Source organism: Aquimarina sp. MMG016 (assembly GCF_018100805.1).
GTDB lineage: Bacteria > Bacteroidota > Bacteroidia > Flavobacteriales > Flavobacteriaceae > Aquimarina.
In genome coordinates, this window is record NZ_JAGJEA010000004.1 from 113,153 (window position 1) to 129,889 (window position 16,737).

General features: G+C 34.4%; 18 protein-coding genes. 11 read left to right on the plus strand and 7 right to left on the minus strand.

The window, feature by feature from the left end; genetic code table 11:
- Nucleotide 1 precedes the first annotated feature (1 nt).
- The 4 genes from J8M14_RS09545 to J8M14_RS09560 all read right to left on the minus strand — a co-directional run bounded on the left by J8M14_RS09545 (nucleotide 2) and on the right by J8M14_RS09560 (nucleotide 2,524).
- The gene (locus J8M14_RS09545; protein WP_211074386.1) at nucleotides 2-340 is read right to left on the minus strand and encodes an Hpt domain-containing protein; all 339 of its coding nucleotides are present in this window, start codon (nucleotides 338-340) and stop codon (nucleotides 2-4) included.
- On the minus strand, nucleotides 341-952 hold the full coding sequence (locus J8M14_RS09550; RefSeq protein ID WP_211074387.1) for a fumarylacetoacetate hydrolase family protein: 612 nt from the start codon (nucleotides 950-952) through the stop codon (nucleotides 341-343).
- A 24-nt stretch (nucleotides 953-976) separates the two neighbouring features.
- Nucleotides 977-1,756 (minus strand): 3'-5' exonuclease, encoded by a 780-nt coding sequence (locus J8M14_RS09555; RefSeq protein WP_211074388.1) that lies wholly within the window; start codon nucleotides 1,754-1,756, stop codon nucleotides 977-979.
- Nucleotides 1,757-1,837: 81 nt separating this feature from the next.
- Complete coding sequence (locus J8M14_RS09560; RefSeq protein WP_211074389.1) at nucleotides 1,838-2,524, minus strand: metal-dependent transcriptional regulator; 687 nt, start codon at nucleotides 2,522-2,524, stop codon at nucleotides 1,838-1,840.
- 51 nt (nucleotides 2,525-2,575) lie between these two features.
- Here J8M14_RS09560 and J8M14_RS09565 point away from each other — a divergent pair, with 51 nt between their 5' ends.
- Genes J8M14_RS09565 through J8M14_RS09595 form a run of 7 tightly spaced genes read left to right on the plus strand, consistent with a single transcriptional unit; the run spans nucleotide 2,576 to nucleotide 8,476 of the window.
- Nucleotides 2,576-3,370 (plus strand): transporter, encoded by a 795-nt coding sequence (locus J8M14_RS09565; protein ID WP_211074390.1) that lies wholly within the window; start codon nucleotides 2,576-2,578, stop codon nucleotides 3,368-3,370.
- A gap of 39 nt (nucleotides 3,371-3,409) precedes the next feature.
- Nucleotides 3,410-4,324, plus strand: coding sequence for a zinc ABC transporter substrate-binding protein (locus tag J8M14_RS09570; RefSeq protein ID WP_211074391.1), 915 nt, complete (start codon nucleotides 3,410-3,412; stop codon nucleotides 4,322-4,324).
- A 41-nt stretch (nucleotides 4,325-4,365) separates the two neighbouring features.
- Nucleotides 4,366-4,737 carry a four helix bundle protein gene (locus J8M14_RS09575; protein WP_211074392.1) on the plus strand — a complete coding sequence of 124 codons (372 nt, stop codon included), beginning with the start codon at nucleotides 4,366-4,368 and terminating at the stop codon, nucleotides 4,735-4,737.
- 20 nt (nucleotides 4,738-4,757) lie between these two features.
- A complete protein-coding gene (locus J8M14_RS09580; protein ID WP_211074393.1) occupies nucleotides 4,758-5,501 on the plus strand; it encodes a metal ABC transporter ATP-binding protein in 744 nt (247 codons plus the stop codon).
- Nucleotides 5,502-5,503: 2 nt separating this feature from the next.
- Nucleotides 5,504-6,634 (plus strand): metal ABC transporter permease, encoded by a 1,131-nt coding sequence (locus tag J8M14_RS09585; protein ID WP_211074394.1) that lies wholly within the window; start codon nucleotides 5,504-5,506, stop codon nucleotides 6,632-6,634.
- Nucleotides 6,627-7,787, plus strand: coding sequence for a metal ABC transporter permease (locus J8M14_RS09590; RefSeq protein ID WP_211074395.1), 1,161 nt, complete (start codon nucleotides 6,627-6,629; stop codon nucleotides 7,785-7,787). Before J8M14_RS09585 ends, J8M14_RS09590 begins: the two co-directional genes overlap by 8 nt.
- A 59-nt stretch (nucleotides 7,788-7,846) precedes the next feature.
- Complete coding sequence (locus J8M14_RS09595) at nucleotides 7,847-8,476, plus strand: glutaredoxin domain-containing protein (RefSeq protein WP_211074396.1); 630 nt, start codon at nucleotides 7,847-7,849, stop codon at nucleotides 8,474-8,476.
- 104 nt (nucleotides 8,477-8,580) lie between these two features.
- Here the strand turns inward: J8M14_RS09595 and J8M14_RS09600 are convergent, their stop codons facing one another.
- The 3 genes from J8M14_RS09600 to recR all read right to left on the minus strand — a co-directional run bounded on the left by J8M14_RS09600 (nucleotide 8,581) and on the right by recR (nucleotide 11,784).
- Nucleotides 8,581-9,918 (minus strand): dihydrolipoamide acetyltransferase family protein, encoded by a 1,338-nt coding sequence (locus J8M14_RS09600; RefSeq protein WP_211074397.1) that lies wholly within the window; start codon nucleotides 9,916-9,918, stop codon nucleotides 8,581-8,583.
- Nucleotides 9,919-10,008: 90 nt separating this feature from the next.
- Nucleotides 10,009-11,136: a glycosyltransferase family 2 protein gene (locus J8M14_RS09605; RefSeq protein ID WP_211074725.1), complete on the minus strand. Its 1,128-nt coding sequence runs from the start codon at nucleotides 11,134-11,136 to the stop codon at nucleotides 10,009-10,011.
- A gap of 27 nt (nucleotides 11,137-11,163) precedes the next feature.
- The gene (gene recR, locus J8M14_RS09610; RefSeq protein WP_211074398.1) at nucleotides 11,164-11,784 is read right to left on the minus strand and encodes a recombination mediator RecR; all 621 of its coding nucleotides are present in this window, start codon (nucleotides 11,782-11,784) and stop codon (nucleotides 11,164-11,166) included.
- Between the two features lie 248 nt (nucleotides 11,785-12,032).
- On the opposite strand from recR, the gene J8M14_RS09615 reads away from it, so the two are divergent.
- The 4 genes from J8M14_RS09615 to secA all read left to right on the plus strand — a co-directional run bounded on the left by J8M14_RS09615 (nucleotide 12,033) and on the right by secA (nucleotide 16,727).
- Nucleotides 12,033-12,200 carry a hypothetical protein gene (locus tag J8M14_RS09615; protein ID WP_211074399.1) on the plus strand — a complete coding sequence of 56 codons (168 nt, stop codon included), beginning with the start codon at nucleotides 12,033-12,035 and terminating at the stop codon, nucleotides 12,198-12,200.
- Nucleotides 12,201-12,776 (plus strand): cob(I)yrinic acid a,c-diamide adenosyltransferase, encoded by a 576-nt coding sequence (locus tag J8M14_RS09620; RefSeq protein ID WP_211074400.1) that lies wholly within the window; start codon nucleotides 12,201-12,203, stop codon nucleotides 12,774-12,776.
- A 140-nt stretch (nucleotides 12,777-12,916) separates the two neighbouring features.
- Nucleotides 12,917-13,138, plus strand: a complete 222-nt coding sequence (locus J8M14_RS09625) for a DUF2795 domain-containing protein (protein ID WP_006989959.1) — start codon at nucleotides 12,917-12,919, stop codon at nucleotides 13,136-13,138.
- A gap of 232 nt (nucleotides 13,139-13,370) precedes the next feature.
- Nucleotides 13,371-16,727 carry a preprotein translocase subunit SecA gene (secA, locus tag J8M14_RS09630; RefSeq protein WP_211074401.1) on the plus strand — a complete coding sequence of 1,119 codons (3,357 nt, stop codon included), beginning with the start codon at nucleotides 13,371-13,373 and terminating at the stop codon, nucleotides 16,725-16,727.
- Nucleotides 16,728-16,737: the final 10 nt, after the last annotated feature.

Here is a 16,737-nt window from a genome sequence, read left to right on the forward strand (position 1 = left end):
TTTATTGAAAATCATCCTTAAGATCCTGAATAGCCCCATTAACTGTAGCCTCAATATGATCTAGGGTAGGTTTTATTTGTTCTTTGTCTTTATTAGATTTTGACCAGGATTCTACTTTCTTGATCTGAGCCAATAAATCGATATCAAATAATTGAAGATTAGGTTTCATTTTATGAGCGTATTGATAAGCCATAGCTGGATTATCATCATCTACAGCTTTTATCATACTATCAAGATCTGGTGGTATTTCTTCTAAAAACGTTTGTACCAATACAGCTATAAACTCATCATCACCGCCTGATAATTCATTTACATTTTTTAAACTATATCCTTTGCCCATCTATTTTATTTTTATTGAAAAAAGTTGTTTATTATTAATATACCCATCAAGGATATCGTCTGGTTTTACAGCTCCAACACCTGCTGGTGTTCCTGTAAATATAATATCTCCTATCTTTAAAGTAAAATATTTAGAGACATATTCTATCAATTCATCTATTTTCCATAACATGAATTTAGTATTTCCTTGTTGAACTATCTCGTCATTTTTTTCTAACCGAAAATCAATATTATCAACATCATTATATAATTCCTTTGATGTCCATTGACCAATAACAGCTGCTCCATCAAAAGCTTTTGCTTTCTCCCAGGGTAAACCTTTCGACTTTAATTTACTTTGTAAATCTCTAGCTGTAAAATCTATTCCAAGACTAATTTCATCATAATATTTGTGTGCAAACTTTCTGTCAATGTATTTTCCTACCTTTTTGATTTTAACCAAGATTTCAACTTCATGATGTATATCATTTGAAAAATCAGGAATAAAAAAAGGTTGTTTTTTTAGAAGAATAGCGGTATCGGGCTTTAAAAAAACTACAGGATCTGTTGGTTTTTCGTTTTCTAATTCTTCTATATGATCTGTATAATTACGACCTATGCAGATGAGCTTCATAAGTGGCTGATTATTTCTATTGGATTATAACTTGAGACTATTATTTAACTTACGCAATCTTACTGCGGTAAGTACTTTTTTTGTATACAAAGGAAAATCAGCATTCTGTAACCATCCAAAATACCCAGGCTCATCTTCCATAACTTTTTCTACCAACTTACCCTTATGTTTTCCGAAAGAAAAAACTTCTTTTCCATTATCATCATAAGCAATAAATCCGGCAAAATCTGCAAATTGCTTTCTAGAACTGAATTCTGCTAAAAATTTAGTATCATTCTCTAGTTCAGGGTATCGATCCAATTGCGCTTTTAGCACTTCATAGGTAGCCATAGTATCCGCTTCTGCAGAATGTGCATCTTCTAAGTTTTTATCACAATAAAACTTATAGGCTGCAGATAATGTTCTCTTTTCCATTTTATGATAAATAGTCTGTACATCAATAGCTACAGCGTTTTTCATATCAAAATCAATATCAGCTCTAAGCAATTCTTCTGCCAATAAAGGAATATCAAAACGATTAGAATTAAAACCTCCCAAGTCACACCCTTTTATCATTTCATTAACCTTATTAGCTAATTCTTTAAAAGTAGGTTCATTTGCTACCTTAGCATCATCTATACCGTGAACAGCTGTAGTTTCAGGAGGAATTGGCATTTCAGGATTAACCAACCAGGTTTTACTTTCCTGGGTGCCATTTGGAAATATTTTGAGAATGGAAATCTCTACAATTCGATCTTTAGAAATATTTATACCGGTAGTTTCAAGATCAAAAAAACATATCGGTCTTTTTAATTTAAGCTCCATAAATTGTTTGTGTGATACTCAAAGATAACTGCTATTATTTAACATTCTTATAGCCTAACTCTATTTTAACATTTATAAAAACTATACAAGCTTCTTAACGAATACATTATCTGCAAATTTTTTAGTTACTGTTTCTATAGCATTATTAAATTCAATACGTATTGATTTATCAAATTCTCTAATTTCCACAATCTTTATTTCGCTACTTAAAGCTAGTCCAATTTCAGAAACATATTTCAGAAAAGTCACAGAACCATCATTAACCGCTACTAATTGACAAGTATCTCCTTCTTCAAGAGATGACAAAGTAATTTTTGGTAGAACAAAATACTCTCCATCAGCATTAGGTATAATTTCTCCATGAGGATCCTTTTGAGGAAAGTCCATAAAACGATCCAGTTCATCGATTAACTTTTGAGATTTAATATGTTCTAATTGCTCTGCTACATCATGCACTTCATCCCAGGTGAAATTTAAGTAATTGCACAAAAAAGTCTCCCATAATCGATGCTTACGGATTAATCTCACGGCAATAGGCTTTCCTTCCTCAGTTAAATCGAGTTTACCATATTTTTCACTTACCACATAACCCTTAGTTTTTAACTTCTTGACCATGTTGTTTGTAGATGCAGGAGAAACTTTTAAATACTCAGCCAGTTGATTGTTACCTACCTTGGTAGCACCATCTTCTATAAGCAATTGAAAAAGAGCTTTTAAGTAATCTTCCTCACTCTTTGTTAAATTATTCAAATTTAATTTGTTAGTCATAGCTAACTTTTTTAGTTTTGCTGAAATAATAAAACAAAAGTACTAAACCTAATGCAAATACATAGAATAACCTTATTTACTTTTTTAGCCTTTCTTGGTTTTTATACTGTCTTTTCTCAAGAACAATCTTCTTTAGGGGTTTTAATTACAGATCGTCCAGATGCTACAGAATCTCCGACCGTGATGCCTAAAGGATATTTACAAATCGAAACTGGCGCTTTTTTTGAAGATTCAGGCAATAATGCTTTTACAGAAAAAACTACCACTTTTAACACAACACTCTTACGATATGGTCTATTAGACAATCTAGAATTTCGGGTAGGTTGGGATTTTGCAGAAGTTAGAACTGAAATCAACAGAACCGAACAAGATAATATTGCTAGTGGCTTATCTCCACTATTATTAGGAGCTAAAGTGGGAATTACTGAAGAAAAAGGACTACTTCCGGAAATAGGATTACTAGGACACCTATACCTTCCATTTAGTGCGGGTACTGATTTCAGGCCAGAAACCACTGGAGTAGATTTTAGATTTTCTTTTGCACATACGCTAAGTGACAAATCAAGTCTGGCATATAATCTAGGTGCTGAATGGGGTAATGATTCTCCAGAAGCTGCATATGTATATACACTGGTATATGGATATAGTATAACAGACAATTTAGGAGTATATGCAGAATTATACGGAGATCTACCAGAAGACAATAGAGCTAATCATCTCTGGGATGCTGGGTTAACATACTTATTAAGTGATTCAATACAATTAGATGCTACTGTTGGATCAGGTATTACAAAGGGGCAAAATCTTTTACTAGCTGCCGGAATAAGTATTAGATTACCAAATTAATTATCATAAACCGAAAAAAATAATTATTAAAAACATAAAATGAAACATATATTAATTGTCTTTATCATCTCTTTAGCTTTATTCTCCTGTAAACAGGAAGCAAAAGACAAAAACCAAAAACTTAATGTAGTTACTACTACCTCAATGATCACAGACCTAGTTAAAAATATAGGAGGAGATGTAATCGAAGTTGAAGGATTGATGGGGAGTGGTGTAGATCCGCACCTATATAAAGCCAGTGAAGGAGATGTTACAAAGTTGGTAAATGCTGATGTAATCTTCTACAACGGTTTACACCTGGAAGGAAAATTAGTAGAAGTATTTGAAAAAATGGGAGGTCAAAAAACCAAAACTATTGCTATTGGTGAAAGTTTAGACAAAAAAACATTAATTGGATCTGATTATTTTGCTTCTAACTATGATCCACATATTTGGTTTAGCGTAGAAAATTGGAAATTGATTACTTCTTTTATTATTAAAAAACTTGCAGCAATAGACCCAAAAAATGCAGAAACTTTTGAAGTTAATGGAAAAGCTTATTTAGAGAAACTGAACACATTAGAAACAAGACTGGAAGGTATCATTGCTTCATTGCCCAAAGAGAAACGAATTTTGGTGACAGCACACGATGCTTTTAGTTATTTTGGAAAAGCCTATGACTTTGATGTTGTAGGATTGCAAGGCCTATCTACCGCTACTGAAGCAGGAGTAAAAGACGTTCAGAAATTGGCTAATTTCATTATCGAAAAAGAAGTGAAGGCTATTTTTGTAGAAAGCTCTGTTCCAAAACGCACGATCGAAGCACTACAAGCTGCCGTAAAATCAAAAGACCATGAAGTTGTTATTGGTGGAACTTTATATTCTGACGCTCTTGGTAACGCTGGGACTATTGAAGGTACGTATATAGGAATGTTTGAATACAATGTCAATACAATCGTAAATGCGCTTAAGTAGTAGTTAGTTTTTAGTAGTTAGAGGTTAGTTAAATTATTGTCATGGAGGAAGTAAAGTTTAATTTTGAAAATTTAATAGTTTATCAAAAGTCATTAGATTTCATTGACTTTGTTTATGAAACATGTGAACAGTTTCCTAGAAAAGAACAATATATTTTAGCCTCTCAATTTATTAGAGCAGCAAATGCTATAGCTTTAAACATTTCTGAAGGTGCCGGTTCTTCTGATGCCCAATTTAATAGATACCTTCAAATAGCTTTAGATTCTACTAGAGAATGTGTAGTTTGCTCTACCATTGCATACAGAAGAAAATACATATTAAAAGATCAAGATAAGTTTGGAAGAATTCAGTTAGCAGAGCTTTCAAAAATGATTACGAGTTTACAAAAACATATCAAAAATAAGTCCCGCTAACTACTAACTACCACTCGCTAATGACTATAAAAAAAGATATCGCTGTTCAGATAGATGATCTTACTGTAGCTTATAACTATAAGCCGGTATTATGGGATATTGACCTTGCAATTCCTGAGGGGGTTCTTATGGCTATTGTAGGACCAAATGGAGCAGGTAAGTCAACTTTGATCAAATCGATTTTAGATATCATCACACCTATTGCGGGAAGTGTTCAGATTTACGGAAAACCTTATAAAAAACAACGCTCACTAGTTGCTTATGTTCCTCAGAAAGGAAGTGTAGACTGGGATTTTCCCACAACAGCACTTGATGTAGTAATGATGGGTACCTATGGAAGCTTAGGCTGGATAAAGCGTCCAGGACAAAAGCAAAAAAAAGCCGCCTTAGAAGCTTTAGAAAAAGTAGGAATGTTAGCTTTTAAAAGCCGGCAGATTAGTCAACTTTCTGGAGGACAGCAACAACGAATATTTTTAGCAAGGGCTTTGGTTCAAAATGCGGCAATCTATTTTATGGATGAACCTTTTCAAGGAGTTGATGCAACTACTGAAAAAGCAATCATCAACATCTTAAAAGAGTTACGTAAAGCACGTAAAACTGTGATTGTAGTACATCACGATTTACAAACAGTGCCCGAATATTTTGATTGGGTTACATTTCTGAACGTAAAAAAGATAGCAACAGGTCCGGTTAAAGATATTTTTAATGACGATAATTTAACTAAGACTTACGGGATTAATTATAAAGTAGCAGTTAATCAATAATAATGGATTTTCAAGAATACATAGAACTTGTCTTTTCAGATTACACCCTACGTACCATTACGTTAGGAACAGCTGTATTAGGTGCTATTTGTGGTATGTTGGGTAGTTTTGCAGTATTACGAAAGCAAAGCCTACTTGGAGACGCAATCTCACACGCCGCTTTACCAGGAATCGCCATTGCTTTTTTGATCATGGGTACTAAAAACAGTTCTGCTTTCTTATTAGGAGCATTAATCAGCGGATTGATTGGAACCTTTTGGATTAGAGGAATTATAAAAAAAACTCATCTTAAATCTGATACAGCTCTTGGGTTAATTTTATCTCTATTCTTTGGATTCGGAATGTTATTGCTTACTTATATCCAAAAAATGCCTAACGCCAATCAAGCTGGATTAGAAAGTTACCTCTTTGGACAGGCCGCAACTTTACTAGAAAGCGATGTCTGGTTAATGGTTATTGTTACTGGAATTAGCCTCATTGTTTTATTACTATTCTGGAAAGAGCTTAAGTTATTATTATTTGATGCTGATTACACCAAAACCTTAGGCTTCAATGTTAAATTTTTAGACATCCTAATCACTTCATTTATTGTAGTGGCTATTGTTCTGGGATTACAAACCGTAGGTGTGGTATTAATGAGTGCAATGCTTTTAGCTCCGGCGGCGGCGGCGCGACAATGGACAAATAGTTTAGGAGTAATGGTGATTCTTGCATCAATTTTCGGAGCACTTTCAGGAGTAGTAGGCACTGCCATTAGTGCAAGCAATAGCAATCTTTCAACTGGACCGGTAATTGTATTGGTTGCGGGAATTTTTGTAATGTTTTCATTTATATTTTCTCCAGGGCGTGGATTGTTATTTAGAGAAATACGTTTTAGAAAAAACCGAAATGATCTTCAGTTGCATAAAACCTTATCTTTCATGTACAATATCGCTAAAACACATAACGATATTTCGCATCCACATGCCATTAAGATTCTCAATAATTTTCAAGGATTTACTAGAAAATCTTTACAAAAGCTAGAGGATAAAGATTATGTCACTATACAAGGAAACATGTGGTCTATGACGGAATCAGGATATCATACCGCAGCTAATTTATATGATCAATTAATCAAAGACGAGAATGAGTAGTGCACAAATCGAAATACAATTGATTGCAAGCCTTGTAGCTATTGCCTGTGCTATTCCCGGAACGTTTTTGGTGTTACGTAAAATGGCTTTAATTACTGATGCTATTAGCCATTCTATATTACCTGGTATTGTCATTGGTTTCTTTATTACACACGACTTATCTTCTCCTCTATTGATTATTATGGCAGCAGCAAGTGGCGTACTTACTGTTGTATTAGTAGAGTTTATTCAAAAAACCGGATTAGTAAAAGAAGACACCGCTATCGGGTTAGTTTTTCCTGCAATGTTTAGTATTGGTATTATTCTTATTGCTAAAAATGCCAATGATATTCATCTTGATGTAGATGCTGTGTTATTAGGAGAACTTGCTTTTGCTCCTTTTGACAGATTAATTATTGGAGGAACAGATGTTGGTCCAAAATCACTATGGATTATTGGAACCATATTATTGATTACCGTGGGATTACTTTTTGCTTTTTTCAAAGAACTCAAAGTAAGTACTTTTGATGCTGGGCTTGCTTCAGCTTTAGGACTCTCTCCAGTGATCATGCATTACGGCTTGATGACCGTTTCTTCAATTACCACAGTAGGTGCTTTTGATGCAGTTGGCGCTATTCTGGTTATTGCTTTAATGATTGCCCCTGCCGCTACGGCATATCTTTTAACAAATGATTTAAAGAAAATGTTACTCTTAGCAATACTTTTTGGAGTAGGAAGTGCAATAGGTGGCTATTGGGTGGCACATGGGTTAGACACTTCTATTTCAGGATCCATGACTACTGTTTTAGGATTGATATTCTTATTGGTATACTTATTTGCGCCAAATAAAGGATTATTCTCTGTATTATATCGACAGAAACAACAACGTATCGAAGTCTCTTTATTAACTTTTCTACTACATTTAGGAAATCATCAAGAAGAGGAAGAACGCCATGTGAAGCATCTTAATGAGCATATCAATTGGCAAAAAGTACGTTCTAAATCTGTTTTGAATTTGGCATTAAAAAATAATATGATCACCATTGACAATGATATTGTTTCATTGACAGAAAAAGGCAAAAACTTTACCACTGAAGCTATTGATTACATCGTTACTAACAAAAACTCTGAGATCGAGAATATGAAAGATCGATTCTTTTTATTCAGAGGTTAATCCAATCATAGTCTAACTATTTTTTCTCTTATATTTATACTTCCATAATCCTTGAAGTTATGAAAAAGACACTTTACACTTTTATTCTATTGATCTCATACACTTTAGTGGCTCAGGAAAAACCAGTTCGTCTTGTGGAAGAAATCCTAAAAAAACGAACTATTTTATATGTTCAGAATGATACGGATAGCGAAAAAAGCGTATTCTTAAAAGTAAACCCCACTGGGTATCGTAAAAGTGCTCAACGCCCTATCATCAAAAAAATTCCTGCGAAAAGCAAATCCCAAATGCTTATTTTAATTCCTTTGACCGACGTAGAATCAAGCTATACTTATAATTTAATTGTAAACGATGAACTCGAAACCATGCAGGTCGATCGTAGCAAAGGGCCGAAAAAAGAAGCACCAGTATCTTCAATTATGAGAGCAGAGCATATTGTATTCACTAAAAAAGATTGTAAAAAATGTGAGCTATTAATCTCAAAGTTACAAGCAAAGTATATCAAATTCAGAGAAGTTAATATTGACACCAAAAACCGTTATCGAGATTACCTTTGGGAACTATTAGATAAAGATGGTTACAACAAAAGTATGGTAGCAGCTCCTCTTGGAATAATAAGTGGAAAATTGTACTATCCTATTGATAACCTAGATGGATTTGTAGAATTAGCTTCCAATAAACCTAAGTAAAAAACTACAATAACGAAGTTTTAATTTCACTTTCCCTTAAAAAACATACATACAAAAAAACCACACCAAATTGGTGTGGTTCATATATTTACCAAATAAGATGTTTAGAATTCTCTATTCGCGTCAAAAGCTTCTAGATAATCTTTTACGCGTTGCACAAATTGCCCTCCTAAAGCTCCATTAACTACTCTATGATCATAAGAATGTGATAAGAACATCTTATAACGTATTCCTATGAAATCACCTTCTGGAGTTTCAATTACAGCAGGAACTTTACGTATTGCTCCTAATGCCAAGATAGCTACTTGCGGTTGATTAATAATTGGTGTCCCCATAATACTGCCAAAGGTTCCTACATTAGTGACTGTATAAGTTCCATCCTGAATATCATCTGGTTTTAAAGCATTGTTTCGTGCACGGTTCGCCAAATCATTTACGGCTTTAGTCATCCCCACCAAATTCAATTGATCTGCATTTTTGATTACAGGAACTATTAAATTACCATCAGGTAAAGCCGCTGCCATACCCAAGTTGATATTTTTCTTTTTAATAATAGTATCACCAGATACAGAAATATTGATCATCGGAAAGTCCTTAATAGCTTTAGCCACAGCTTCCATAAAGATCGGAGTGAAAGTAAGGTTTTCTCCTTCTCTCTTCATAAAATCACCTTTAACTTTCTTTCTCCAGTTCCAGATATTAGTAACATCAGCTTCAATAAAAGATTGCACGTGAGCAGATGTTTGTACAGACTCTACCATGTGATGAGCAATCAATTTACCCATTCTGGTCATTTCTATAATCTCATCTTCTCCAGAAGCTACAACAGGTGCCGCTTTTGGAGCCTCCTTTTTAACAGGAGCAGCTACCGGAGTACTCTTTACTTCCACTTTTGCAGACTGAGTCTCTACTTTACCATTTTTACGATCTTCTACAAATTGCAGAATATCATTCTTAGTTACACGACCATCTTTTCCTGTACCTTTAATTGCCTCTAATTCTGTTAAAGAAATACCTTCTGCGGTTGCAATATTCTTTACTAATGGAGAATAGAATTTACTACTTCCCGAAAAATCTGCTACACTGCCTGCAACCGCTTCAGTAGCAACGGCTACTTCAGTTTCTATTACAGCAGCTTCTACGGGAACTGCTTCTACTTTAGTCATAGTTTCTGTAGGAGTCGAATCTACAACACCTTCACCTTCGGTTTCAATAATAGCTATAGTTTGTCCTACTTGCACTACATCGTCTACTTCAAAAAGTCTTTCTAATAGCACACCTTCTACCTCGCTAGGCACTTCACTATCTACCTTATCTGTTGCAATTTCTACTACTGCATCATCTAGTTCGATAGTATCTCCAACTTCTTTTAACCAAGTTGTTATTGTTGCTTCTGCAACACTCTCACCCATTTTTGGAAGTTTAAGCTCAAATTTTGCCATATCCTTAATCAAAAGTATTTATATGTTGTAATTTTTGCGAAATTAATTAAAATTAAACTTTAAAATTAATTTTTCTCTATTAAAGTTTATTTAAAATATCACTACCTCCCCTTTTCCATCACTAAAATCACTACCCACAATATAGTTGCAATTTTTCGGTCTTATTTTAAAAGTAAACCGATCATTTTTAAGCAATTGCATTTGATTAATGATCTGGCTATATGTGATATAATCGTTATCAAAGATAATCTCGATATTCCGATCTCCCAAATTTGGAATAGATTCTAGAGTAACTTTTACCACCGGAGTATTCAATTTAATCGAAATTTTATCTGCGATACTATCATTTTCAGAAACTAAAAAATACTGATCGATTATTCTTTTTCCTTTACTATGACTACGTAATGAGTGTATAACAGACAAAAAACGAATCGCTACTGAAACTAAAACATCAAAAACAACATTACTCTTAAAGTGTTTTTTATAGAATAGTCTCATCGCTCCGTAAAACCGTCTAATATAAACTGAGTTTCTATCTGTACTCTCTCCTTTATAATGTATCGCAGTTATATCTCCTAAATAATAATTCTGTAATCCTATTTTCTTCATTTTATAAGACAGATCAATATCTTCTCCGTACATAAAGTAGTCTTCATCAAAACCATCAATTGATAAGTATGCATCCCGTTTTGACATAAAAAAAGCACCTACAAGAATATCCACATCTCCTATACCGGTTTCCTCAATATGATCTGCATAGTAACTTTTTACTTTACCAAACTTAATCCCAAACAGCCTTCTAAAAGATGTCAGTGGTGAAGGAATATTACGTTTACTCTCCGGTAAAAAATTTCCAGTTCCATCGATTAATCTTGGTCCTACTAAACCAAATTCAGGCAATTGTTCAACTTTTTTAATCATTTTTAGAAAAGTATCCGATGCCACTACAGTATCAGGATTAAGAATACACACATATTCTCCTTTAGCCATTTCCACACCTTGATTATTAGCTTTAGCAAAACCTAAATTTTCTTTATTTTCCACAAGTATGACGTCAGGAAAATGATTCTTTATCATTGCACAACTATCATCTTTAGAATTATTATCTACTACAATGATTTCTGAATCTAAAGACATTATTGCTTCTTGAACACTATAAATACATTGCTCCAAGAAATAACGAACATTGTAATTAAGAATGATTACGGATAGTTTCAGTCTATTAGTTTTTTTAGATGGAACAAATTATGAGCTCTTCAGAGCATTTTCAAAAGGGATACGATTTACTATACTTCTACCTAGTGTGACCTCATCTGCATATTCTAATTCATCATTGACACCAATCCCACGAGCAATAGTCGATGTTTTGATCTTTATTCCTTCTAATTGTTTATATATATAAAAATTAGTAGTATCACCTTCCATCGTAGCACTTAGTGCAAAAATCAATTCCTGTACCTCTCCTGATTTTATTTTTTCGACTAAAGAAGCAATTTTAAGGTCATGAGGACCGATACCATCCAGAGGACTTATTTTACCACCCAAAACATGATATAATCCTCTATACTGTCCAGTACTCTCTATAGCCATTACATCTCTGATATCTTCTACTACACATACTACATCCTGAATTCGATTAGGATTACTACAGATATCACAAACTTCTATATCACTAATACTATGACATTTCTTACAAAATTTAATATCCAGACGCAATGTACCTAAAGCCTTTACTAAATGTTCTGTTTGAGCTTCAGGTTGACGTAATAAATGCAAAACTAATCTTAATGCCGTTCGTTTACCAATACCAGGCAATTGAGACATCTCATACACCGCATTTTCTAATAATTTCGAAGAGAATTCCATAGGGATACAAATGTAATAAATAGTGGTGAGTTTTTAGAGATGGAGCTGTGAGTCTTTGAGTTTTTAGAAATAGTAAAAAACATCTTAGTCTACCAAACATTGCTTGTTTCTATATAAATAAGTAATAAAAAATTTCGAACTTAAGATCATGACAACCATTTTTACCAAAGACTTTTACTAAAATACTTACATACTCAAAAACTCATATACTATTTCACTATTTTTACTTTAAAATAAATGCTAAGCTAATGTTTGATTCATTATCAGAGGAAAATCAGGTCATTTTAGCCATCATAGGAATTGCGATCCTATTTGCTATTGTAGTGTGGAATTCTAAACGCAACAAGAAGAAATTATATAACCGTGATGGGCGTGATTTTAGAAAAAATTATTTTAAAAAGAAGAAAAGGAAATAAATGAAAATATATACTAAAACAGGTGACAAGGGCACCACAGCGCTATTTGGCGGAACTCGAGTGCCAAAACATCATATCCGTATCGATAGCTACGGCACTGTAGATGAGCTAAACTCTCATATTGGACTCATTAGAGATCAGAACATTGATGAACTAAGCAAAAAAGTATTAGTTACTATACAAGACAAATTATTTACTGTAGGTGCAGTACTTGCTACCGATCCGGAGAAGGCAATTTTAAAAAGTGGACAAAAAAGATTGAATATCCCTACAATTGCTATCGAAGATATCGAATTGCTAGAAAAAGAAATCGATCGAATGAATGATACTTTACCACCAATGACACATTTTGTCCTGCCTGGTGGGCATCAAACCGTGTCATTCTGTCATATTGCCCGTTGTGTATGCAGAAGAGCTGAGCGTTTGGCGACTGCCTTATATGAATTAGAACCCTTTGAAGAGACCACTTTACAGTACCTAAACAGACTATCTGACTATCTATTTGTGTTGGCACGAAAGTTGTCCAACGATCTACAAGCTGAAGAAATTAAGTGGATTCCTCAAAAAAATTCATGATATTTTTTAAAGCATATAAATTAACAAAAGGAACCCCTATAAAATTACGTTCTTATAATTATTGTTTAAATAATTAATTTTTTACTTGACTTTTTGAACTAAAAAATTATTTTTGCAAAAAATAAAAACCAGTAAGCGATATGTATTGGACTTTAGAACTAGCATCCTACCTAAGCGATGCTCCCTGGCCGGCTACTAAAGATGAATTGATTGATTATGCAATTCGTACCGGAGCGCCTCTTGAGGTTGTAGAGAATTTGCAATCAATAGAAGACGAAGGCGATTCGTACGATTCGATAGAAGAAATATGGCCTGATTATCCTACTGACGAAGATTATCTTTGGAATGAGGATGAATATTAAAAAAACATTGAAATAGTATTAAAAGTCTCGCAAGAGGCTTTTTTTTTGCGTAAATTACGCCGCTTTTCAGGTGGTTTTACTACCTGAAAAATTATTGTATAATATGACCGTTAGGTCCCTGAGATAGTAATAACTCGCAAATATATGAGTGAGTTAAATATTGCTACAAAAGAAGCTTAAAAACTTAGTTTCATTTTAGAATGAAATCTCATTAAACACGTAACCATAAATTATGGGAATTTTAGATTCTGTATTAAAAGTATTTGTTGGGGATAAGTCCCAAAAAGATATAAAAGAGATTCAACCAAAAGTTGAATTGATCAAAAAAGCAGAAAAGGCAATTGAAGGTCTTTCTCACGATGAGCTTCGTGCAAAAACCACTGAGTTTAAAAATAGAATAAACCAGGCTCGCGAAGAAATCAATACGAAAATCGAAAAACTTAAAGAAGAAGCCAATACTACTGAAGATATTGATCAAAAAGAAGATATCTATGGTGAAATCGATAAGTTAAAGGAAGAAGCTTATGAGGTTACAGAAAAAACACTAAACGAAATTCTTCCTGAAGCTTTTGCGGTTGTAAAAGAAACTGCTAAGCGATTTGCTACTAATGAGTCTATAGAAGTTACTGCTTCTGCTTATGACCGAGAACTTTCTGGAACCAAAGAGCATATTACCCTAGATGGAGAGCAATCGATTTGGGCCACCAGCTGGGATGCTGCGGGTAAGGAAGTAAAGTGGGACATGGTCCATTATGATGTACAGCTTATTGGTGGTATCGCGCTGCATGAAGGAAAAGTAGCCGAAATGCAAACAGGTGAAGGTAAAACACTGGTTGCTACCCTTCCGGTATATCTAAATGCATTATCAGGCAACGGAGTTCACCTGGTTACAGTAAATGATTATTTGGCAAGACGTGATAGCGAATGGATGGCTCCAATATTTCAGTTCCATGGATTTACAGTAGACTGTATCGATAACCATAGACCTAATTCTGCAGAACGTAGAGCTGCATACAATGCCGATATCACGTACGGAACTAATAATGAATTTGGTTTTGACTACTTACGTGATAATATGTCTCACGCTCCAGAAGATTTGGTACAACGACCACATAACTATGCTATCATTGATGAGGTCGATTCTGTGTTAATTGATGATGCTCGTACACCTTTGATTATCTCAGGTCCTATACCAAAAGGAGATATTCATGAGTTTGATGAGTTAAAACCAAAAATCGCTGATATCGTTTCGGTGCAGCAAAAATATCTCACTACTGTTTTAGCTGAAGCCAAAAAACTTATCAAAGAAGGTGATAGTAAAGAAGGAGGATTCAAATTACTACAAGTATATCGTGGAATCCCAAAAAATAAAGCATTAATCAAGTTTTTAAGTGAAGAAGGGGTAAAAATGCTTCTTCAAAAAACTGAGAACTTCTATATGCAAGATAACAATAGAGAAATGCATAAGATTGATGCAGATCTATATTATGTGATTGAAGAAAAAAATAACCAGATTGACCTTACGGATAAAGGTGTAGATTATCTATCTGGTAAAGATGATCCGGATTTCTTTGTATTACCACAGATTGGTATGGAAATCGCCAAGATCGAAGATCTTGGATTATCCAAAGAAGAAGAAGCTGAAAAGAAAGAAGACCTTTTTAGAGAGTATAGTGTAAAAAGTGAACGCATTCATACACTTCGTCAGTTATTAAAAGCATATTCATTATTCGAAAAAGATGTAGAATATGTGGTAATGGACAATAAGGTAAAAATTGTTGATGAGCAGACTGGTCGTATTATGGATGGTCGTCGTTATAGCGATGGATTACACCAAGCGATCGAAGCTAAGGAAAATGTAAAGATAGAAGATGCCACTCAAACTTTTGCCACTGTAACGCTACAGAACTACTTCAGAATGTACGGTAAACTATCCGGTATGACCGGTACTGCGGTAACTGAAGCTGGAGAACTATGGGAAATCTATAAATTAGATGTTGTAGAAATTCCTACCAATAGACCGATCGCTAGAAAAGATATGGAAGATTTGGTTTACAAAACCAAACGAGAAAAATATAATGCGGTTATTGAGCAAGTTACAGAGTTATCTCGTGCCGGAAGACCAGTTCTTATTGGTACCACTTCTGTAGAAATTTCAGAATTGCTGGGTAGAATGCTTACCATTAGAAAAGTACCGCACAACGTACTTAATGCTAAGCTTCATAAAAAAGAAGCTGATATTGTAGCTGAAGCAGGTAACCCAGGAGTAGTTACTATTGCTACCAATATGGCGGGTCGAGGAACGGATATCAAATTATCAGACGAAGTAAAAGCTGCTGGTGGGTTGGCAATTATTGGTACAGAGCGTCACGATTCTCGTCGTGTAGATAGACAGTTACGTGGTCGTGCAGGTCGTCAGGGAGATCCGGGAAGTTCTCAGTTTTATGTTTCTCTGGAAGATAATCTGATGCGTTTATTTGGATCAGAGCGTATTGCTAAGATGATGGATAGAATGGGACTGAAAGAAGGTGAAGTAATTCAGCATTCGATGATTTCTAAATCTATTGAAAGGGCCCAGAAAAAAGTTGAAGAAAATAACTTTGGAGTTCGTAAACGATTACTAGAATATGATGATGTAATGAACGCTCAGCGTGAAGTAGTTTACAAACGTCGTTATCACGCATTATTCGGAGAGCGTCTTCGCGTAGATCTTGCAAATATGATCTACGACACTGCCGAAGTGATTACTGAAGGAAATAAAGCTGCTCAGGACTTTAAAAACTTTGAATTTGAACTAATTCGTTATTTCTCGATGAGCAGTCCTATCACTACAGAGGAATTCGAAAAAATGGATCCTCAGAAAATTGCAGGAGAAGTTTATAAAGCTGCATATGAGCATTATCAGGATAAAATGAAACGTAATGCCGAAACTGCATATCCTGTGATCAAGCAAGTATACGAAGATCCATCTAGCAAATATGAAAGGATTTTAGTACCATTTACAGATGGTGTTAAGAGTCTAAATGTAGCTACTGATCTTCAAAAAGCATATGAGTCCGAAGGAAAGCAATTGATTACTGACTTTGAGAAAAACATCACTCTAGCTATTATTGATGATGCGTGGAAGACACATCTACGTAAAATGGATGAGTTAAAACAAAGTGTGCAATTAGCTGTTCATGAACAAAAAGATCCTTTATTGATCTATAAATTTGAAGCTTTTGAATTGTTCAAAGTGATGATCGAAGAGGTGAATAAAGATGTAATCTCTTTCTTATTCAAAGGAGAATTGCCAACCGGTAATACTCAGGATATTTCTGAAGCTCGTCAGGTACGCAGAAAAGAAAACCTGGAAACTTCTAAAGAAGAAATCCCAAATATGGATGAGCGCGCTGCTCAAAGCAGAGCTGCCGGACAAACACAACAGCGTCCGCAGGTTACAGAAACTATAGTACGTGAGCAACCAAAAATTGGTCGTAATGATAGAGTGACTATCAAACATGTAATGAGTGGAGAAAACAAAACAGTAAAATACAAACAAGCAATCCCTTTAATCGAAAAAGGAGAATGGGTGCTTGTTAACGAATAAAGTTAAAATC